This is a genomic window from Actinoplanes sp. NPDC051633 (assembly GCF_040681735.1).
GTDB lineage: Bacteria > Actinomycetota > Actinomycetes > Mycobacteriales > Micromonosporaceae > Actinoplanes.
In genome coordinates this window covers 1-6,473 of record NZ_JBFAZH010000373.1, presented here as the reverse complement: position 1 = coordinate 6,473, position 6,473 = coordinate 1, and the positions used below count along the sequence as shown (strand labels likewise).

Here is a 6,473-nt window from a genome sequence, read left to right as displayed (position 1 = left end):
TCCTCAAAGAGCTCAACGTCTCCATCACCCAACTCTGGCGGGACTGAGACCGATGACCTACAAACCCCTCAATCTGACTCCCGAGCTGCACGAGTACCTCCTCGCCCACAGCACGCCGCCCGACCCGATCATCGCCGATCTGATCGCTGAGACCCGGCAGAACCTCCCCGAGGCCGCCGGCATGCAGGTCGCGCCGGAGCAGGCCGCGTTCCTGAAGATGCTCGCCACCGTCACCGGTGCGAAACGGGCCGTCGAGATCGGCACCTTCACCGGGCTGTCCGCCCTGGCGATCGCCCGCGGTCTGGGTGCGGACGGGCGGCTGAACTGCTACGACATCTCCACCGAGTTCACCGACATCGCCCGGCGCTACTGGGCGCGGGCCGGTGTGGACGATCGCATCGAGCTGCGCATCGGGCCGGCCGCCGACAGCATCCGCGACCTGCCCGAGGACGAGCATCTCGATCTGGTGTTCATCGACGCCGACAAGGAGAACTACACGAACTACTGGAACGCGCTGCTGCCACGCGTACGCAAAGGCGGTCTTGTGCTTGTCGACAACGTCCTGTGGAGCGGCCGGGTGCTCGACCCGCAGAACGACCGCGACCGCGGCGTTGCCGACTTCAACGCCGCGGCCGTCGGGGATCCGCGGGTGGAGCTGGTGATCGTCCCGATCGGGGACGGCATCACCATGGCCCGCAAGAAGTAGCGCAGGTCAGCGCACGCTCCGGGCGAAGAGCCGGGCCGACCACACCACCGCCAGCACGGCCAGCGCGGCCATGATGACCAGTCCCTGCCAGACGTCCGGCGCGCCCAGGTCACCGCGGAAGAGTGCCCTGGTGCCGTCGACCGCCCAGGAGAACGGGTTCCAGTTCGCCACCCCCTGCAGCCAGCCCGGCGCGTACGTGAGCGGCAGCAGGATGCCGGAGAGCAGCAGCACCGGCTGCGCCACCGTGTTCATCAGCGGCGCCAGCGCGTCCTCGCTCTTCACCGCCAGTGCAACGCCATAGCTCACCGCCGACGTCATCAGGGATATGAGCGCGAGCATCAGGTACGCCAACAGCAGGTTCCCGATGAACACCCGCAGGTCGAAGGCCAACGCCAGCAGGGTGATGATCACCGCCTGGGCGAGCAGCGAGACCGTGTCGCGCAACGAGCGCCCGAGCAGCAGGGCGAGCCGGCTGACCGGGGTGACGCGGGAGCGCTCGATCACGCCGGCCCGCAGCTCGGCGATCAGCCCGAAGCCCTGAAACAGCCCGCCGAAGATGGCGAGCAGCACCAGCAGGCCGGGGACGAAGATCTCGTACGCCTCCGCGTTGGTGCGCACCTGCAGCGCCGGCTTGAGCAGCGGGGCGAAAAGCAGCAGATACATCACCGGCTGGAAGACGCCGACCAGGATCCACACCGGATTGCGCAGCAGGAGCAGCATCTGCCGCTGGAAGATCAGCGAGGTGTCGCGGATCAGTTTCATGACTCAGCTCTCCCGCAACGATCGGCCGGTCTTGGTCAGGAACACGTCGTCGAGGCTGGGCCGGTGCAGCTCGATGGTGCCGAGCTCGACCGACGCGGCGTCGAGCGCCCGCAGGATCAGCGGGATCGCGGTGGCGCCGTCCTCGACGTAGAGCCGCACGCTGTCCTCGTGCGTCTCCAGCTTCTTGACGAAGCCGGAAGCGTCGAGGACCTCGGCGGCGGCGGCAACGGACGGGGTTCCGACGTGGACGACGTCACCGGAGATCTCGCGCTTCAGTGAAGCGGGCGAACCCGAGGCCACGACCTCGCCGTGGTCCATGATGGAGATTCGATCGCAGAGCGCGTCGGCCTCGTCGAGGTAGTGCGTGGTGATGAAGACCGTCATCCCCTCGCTGCGCAGCCGGCGGATCTCGTCCCACATGTGGGCGCGGCTCTGCGGGTCGAGCCCGGTGGTCGGCTCGTCGAGGAAGACGACCTTCGGCTCGTGGATGATGCCGAGCGCGATGTCGACCCGGCGCCGCTGGCCGCCCGAATACGTCTTGCACTTGCGGTCGGCGTACTCGGACAGCTGGAAGCCCTCCAGCACCTTCTCGGCGCGCGACATCGCGGCGGCCTTGCTGACGCCGTAGAGCCGGGACTGCAGCACGAGCTCCTCGCGTGCCGTCGACTCGTCCCAGGTGCTGCCGCCCTGCGCGACGTACCCGATGCGCCGCCGCACCTCGCCCGGGTCTTTCAACAGGTCGGCGCCCGCGACGGTGGCCGTGCCGCCGTCCGGCTCGATCAGGGTGGCGAGCATCCGCAGCGTGGTGGTCTTGCCGGCGCCGTTCGGCCCGAGGAAACCGAAGATCTCGCCCTCGGCGACCTCGAGGTCGACGCCGCGCACGGCCTCGACCACCTTCTTCTCCCGCCCCTGCCGGGACGTGAAGGACTTCCGCAGTCCTTCGGTTTTGATCATGACTTTCCCCCTCGTCGTGACATCGAGGAGAGTAGACCGATCAAGTTGTATTAGTCAAACTTGATTATTGGTCGATCCAGCCGCTCGGCGTCGTGCCCGGCCGTCCCGGTTCGAAGCCGTCGGGCATGTACGGCGTGCCCTCCTCGATCAGCTTCGCGGTCCGTTCACACCACCGGATCTCCGCCTCGGCCATCTCCACCGTGCGCTCCCACATCCAGCTGACGAAGATCGGCTTCTTCTGCACCCAGTCGGCGGCGCCGGCCGCCTGCAACACCTCGTTCCCGGCACGCAGTTGCGTGGCGCGGGTGCGCAGCGCGGCGGCGGCCTCCTCCCGCGGCAGGGCGGGCAGAAAGGAGAAGGCGGCCATGAAGGGGTCCGCCGGACTGCTCAGGTTCCACCACTGGATACGCAGCAGCGACTGGAACTCGTCCGCGCCCTTCTGGGTGATCTCGTACGTCGTGCGGGCCGGCCGAGCGCCCACCTGCTCGGTCGCCACCTCGCGCAGCAGTCCCTCGTCGGTGAGCTTGCGCAGGGCGTGATAGATCGAGCCGGGCTGGACGTTGGCCCACTTGTCGGCGCTCCAGCTCAGGAGCTCGCGCCGCACGTCATAGCCGTGCACCGGCTGCATCCACTGCACCAGACCGAGGATCATCATGCGTGTCGCCGACATGCCGTACAGCGTAATAGGCAAATTTGACTGATCCTTAACCCGGGTCGCACCGCTAATGTGAAGATCGTGCGCAAAGTTTTGATCGCCAACCGTGGTGAGATCGCGGTCCGGGTCGTCCGCGCCTGCAGGGACGCGGGGCTCGGCAGCGTTGCCGTCTACGCCGACAGTGATCGCGACGCGCCGCATGCCAGGCTCGCCGACGAGGCGTACGCGCTGCGGGGTGAGACCGCCGCGGACACCTATCTGCGCATCGAGAAGCTGATCGACGTCGCGAGCCGCAGCGGTGCCGACGCCGTCCACCCCGGGTACGGCTTCCTCTCCGAGAACGCCGACTTCGCTCAGGCCGTACTCGATGCGGGGTTGATCTGGATCGGCCCTTCTCCGCAGGCCATCCGCGACCTGGGCGACAAGGTGACCGCGCGGCACATCGCCCAGCGAGTCGGCGCGCCGCTGGTCCCGGGCACGGCCGAGCCGGTGGCCGATGCGAGCGAGATCGTGGCGTTCGCCGAGGAGCACGGGCTGCCGGTGGCGATCAAGGCGGCCTTCGGCGGTGGCGGCCGCGGGCTCAAGGTGGCGCGCACGATCGAGGAGATCCCGGCGCTGTTCGAGTCCGCGACACGCGAGGCGGTGGCGGCTTTCGGGCGGGGCGAGTGCTTCGTCGAGCGCTATCTCGACCGGCCGCGGCACGTCGAGGCGCAGGTCATCGCGGACATGCACGGCAACGTGGTGGTCGTCGGCACCCGCGACTGCTCGCTGCAGCGGCGGCACCAGAAGCTGGTCGAGGAGGCGCCGGCGCCGTTCCTCACCGACGACCAGCGCGCGCAGATCCACGAGAGCGCGAAGGCGATCTGCCGCGAGGCCGGTTACTACGGCGCGGGCACGGTCGAGTACCTGGTCGGGCAGGACGGCACCATCTCGTTCCTCGAGGTCAACACGCGGCTGCAGGTCGAGCACCCGGTGAGCGAGGAGACGTCGGGCATCGACCTGGTGCGGGAGCAGTTCAGGATCGCTGCCTCGGAGAGGCTGCGGCTGAGCGAGGACCCGGCGCCGCGCGGGCACTCGATCGAGTTCCGGATCAACGGCGAGGATGCCGGCCGCAACTTCCTGCCCGCCCCGGGCACGGTGACCGCCTTGCGGTTCCCCGAGGGTCCCGGCGTCCGGGTGGACTCCGGCGTCGAGACCGGCAGCGTGATCGGCGGGAACTTCGACTCGATGCTCGCCAAGATCATTGTTACCGGCTCGACCCGCCAGGAGGCGCTGGAACGATCCCGGCGTGCCCTCGACGAGACCGTCATCGAGGGCATCGCGACCGTGCTGCCCTTCCACCGCGCGGTGCTGCGCGATCCCGCCTTCGCCGACGATTTCACGGTGCACACGCGCTGGATCGAGACGGAGTGGGCGGGCGGCGTCGAGCCGTTCCAGGCGGGGCCGGCCGAGGCGGCCGAGCCGCACGAACGCGAGACCGTCGTGGTCGAGGTCGGCGGCAAGCGCCTCGAGGTGACCCTTCCGCTTTTTTCGGGTACGCGCACACCGGAGTCCCCCAGGCCGAGCAGGCGCACGCGCACCGCCGCGGCATCCGGAAACGCCGGCGCGGCGGCACTCGTCGCCCCGATGCAGGGCACAGTGGTGAAGGTGGCGGTCGCCGACGGTGACGAGGTGGCCGAGGGCGACGTGATCGTCGTGGTCGAGGCCATGAAGATGGAGCAGCCGATTCCGGCGCACAAATCAGGCACGGTGTCCGGCCTGACGTTGGAGGTCGGCGCCCCGATCACCGCCGGCACGACGGTCTGCACGATCGACTAGGCCGGCGTCTGCGACGCGCGGCGGCCGGCCAGAACGGCCAGGGCCGCCGCAGAGCAGACCAGCATGGTCGCGCCCATGCTGACCGCGGAGACCGCGCCGGGGATGCTCATCGCCGAGGCCGCGATGCCGCCGACCAGGAACTGCAGCAGACCCTGCATGGACGACGCCGCCCCGGCCGCGGAACCGTGGCCGCTCAGGGCGAGCGAGGTGGCGTTGGCCAGCACCAGCCCGAGCATGGACACCACGACGAACAGCCCGGCCAGCAGCAGGAGCAGGGGCGCGCGGAGCACGGCACAGGCCAGGACCCCGGCCGCGCTCACCGTGGCGATCACCAGGCCGGTGCGCAGCAGGGTGAGCTCGTCCGCGACGCGCCCGACGAGCAGTCCGTTGACCTGGCCCATCAGCACGATGCCGAGCCCGTTGAGACCGAAGACCAGGCTGAACTCCTGGGCACTCAGCCCGTACACGTCCTGGAGGACGAACGACGAGCCGGAGATGTAGGCGAACACCGCGGAGAACATCAGCGCGGCGGCGAGCACGTACCGCAGGAAGCTCCAGTCCGCGGCGAGCGCGCGGAAGGTTCGCAGCGTCCCCGCCAGGTTGGCCGGCGCCCGGCGCGAAGGCGGCAGCGACTCGGGCAGCAGGAAGGCGACCGCGAGGAGCAGGACGGATCCGAGCACGGCCAGCACCAGGAACACCGACCGCCAGGTGGCGACCGTCAGCAGCAGGCCGCCGATCACCGGAGCCAGGATCGGCCCGAGCCCGTTGACCACCATGAGCGTGGAGAAGAACCGGGTCATCGCGGTGCCCTCGAACAGGTCCCGCACGATGGCCCGGGCCAGCACGATGCCGGCCGCCGCGCCGAGGGCCTGCACGATCCGCCCGCCGATCAGCCATCCGACGCTCGGTGCCATTGCGCACCACACCGACCCGGCCAGATACATCGCCAGGCCGATCAGCAGGGGACGACGGCGTCCCCAGGTGTCCGACAGCGCGCCGACGACGACCTGGCCGACGGCGAGCCCGACCACGAACACGGTCAGGGTGAGCTGCACGAGCGATCCGCTGGTGCGCAGCTCGCCGGCCATGCCGGGCATCGCCGGCAGGTACATGTCGATGGTCAGCGGGCCGAACGCACTCAGCGTGCCGAGGATCAGCGCCAGCCGGACCCGGCCGATGGCGGGCGCCGCAACACGCGGAGCCTCCTGAGTTATGGACACATAATTATGTTGCCATAACCAACTAGGATCCGGCCATGCCCCAAGACGAGGATGTCCTCGCCGATCTTGCCGACCAGATCCTCAACGTCGGTCGCCTGGTGCGCGCCCGCACGCCCGACGGGCCCGAAGTGGTGTCGCTGACCGAGACCGAACGACACGTCATGCGCGTGGTGGACCTGTATCCCGGTGCCGCGCCCAGTGAGATCGCCCGGCGCACCCGGGTGCAGCGCACCAATGTCAGCGCGGCGCTGCGCAGCCTCGAGGAAAAGGGCATGGTCTTGCGAACGGCCACGACCGGGCGCGGGATCGCCGTACGACCCACCGAGCTCGCCGTACAAAGATTCCAAATAGTCCTAAA

7 protein-coding genes are annotated in these 6,473 nt (G+C 69.2%); 3 read left to right on the top strand and 4 right to left on the bottom strand.

Going from position 1 to position 6,473, the window contains the following annotated elements; translation table 11 throughout:
* The first annotated feature begins 52 nt into the window (after positions 1-52).
* Complete coding sequence (locus AB0M20_RS20960; protein WP_364300489.1) at positions 53-706, top strand: O-methyltransferase; 654 nt, start codon at positions 53-55, stop codon at positions 704-706.
* Positions 707-712: 6 nt separating this feature from the next.
* Here the strand turns inward: AB0M20_RS20960 and AB0M20_RS20955 are convergent, their stop codons facing one another.
* The 3 genes from AB0M20_RS20955 to AB0M20_RS20945 all read right to left on the bottom strand — a co-directional run bounded on the left by AB0M20_RS20955 (position 713) and on the right by AB0M20_RS20945 (position 3,092).
* Positions 713-1,468 carry an ABC transporter permease gene (locus tag AB0M20_RS20955; RefSeq protein ID WP_364300487.1) on the bottom strand — a complete coding sequence of 252 codons (756 nt, stop codon included), beginning with the start codon at positions 1,466-1,468 and terminating at the stop codon, positions 713-715.
* Positions 1,469-1,471: 3 nt separating this feature from the next.
* The gene (locus tag AB0M20_RS20950; RefSeq protein ID WP_364300485.1) at positions 1,472-2,422 is read right to left on the bottom strand and encodes an ATP-binding cassette domain-containing protein; all 951 of its coding nucleotides are present in this window, start codon (positions 2,420-2,422) and stop codon (positions 1,472-1,474) included.
* Between the two features lie 64 nt (positions 2,423-2,486).
* The gene (locus AB0M20_RS20945) at positions 2,487-3,092 is read right to left on the bottom strand and encodes a PadR family transcriptional regulator (RefSeq protein WP_364300483.1); all 606 of its coding nucleotides are present in this window, start codon (positions 3,090-3,092) and stop codon (positions 2,487-2,489) included.
* Positions 3,093-3,158: 66 nt separating this feature from the next.
* Here AB0M20_RS20945 and AB0M20_RS20940 point away from each other — a divergent pair, with 66 nt between their 5' ends.
* Positions 3,159-4,895, top strand: a complete 1,737-nt coding sequence (locus tag AB0M20_RS20940; RefSeq protein ID WP_364300481.1) for a biotin carboxylase N-terminal domain-containing protein — start codon at positions 3,159-3,161, stop codon at positions 4,893-4,895.
* On the opposite strand, the gene AB0M20_RS20935 is transcribed toward AB0M20_RS20940, so the two are convergent.
* Entirely contained in the window at positions 4,892-6,115 is a 1,224-nt protein-coding gene (locus AB0M20_RS20935) for a multidrug effflux MFS transporter (RefSeq protein ID WP_364300479.1), read from the bottom strand. The two genes, AB0M20_RS20940 and AB0M20_RS20935, sit on opposite strands and share 4 nt — an antisense overlap.
* Before the next feature lie 35 nt (positions 6,116-6,150).
* Between AB0M20_RS20935 and AB0M20_RS20930 the strand changes: the two genes are divergently transcribed.
* Positions 6,151-6,473 (top strand): MarR family transcriptional regulator (locus AB0M20_RS20930; RefSeq protein ID WP_364300477.1); only part of this gene is annotated, 323 nt, incomplete at its 3' end.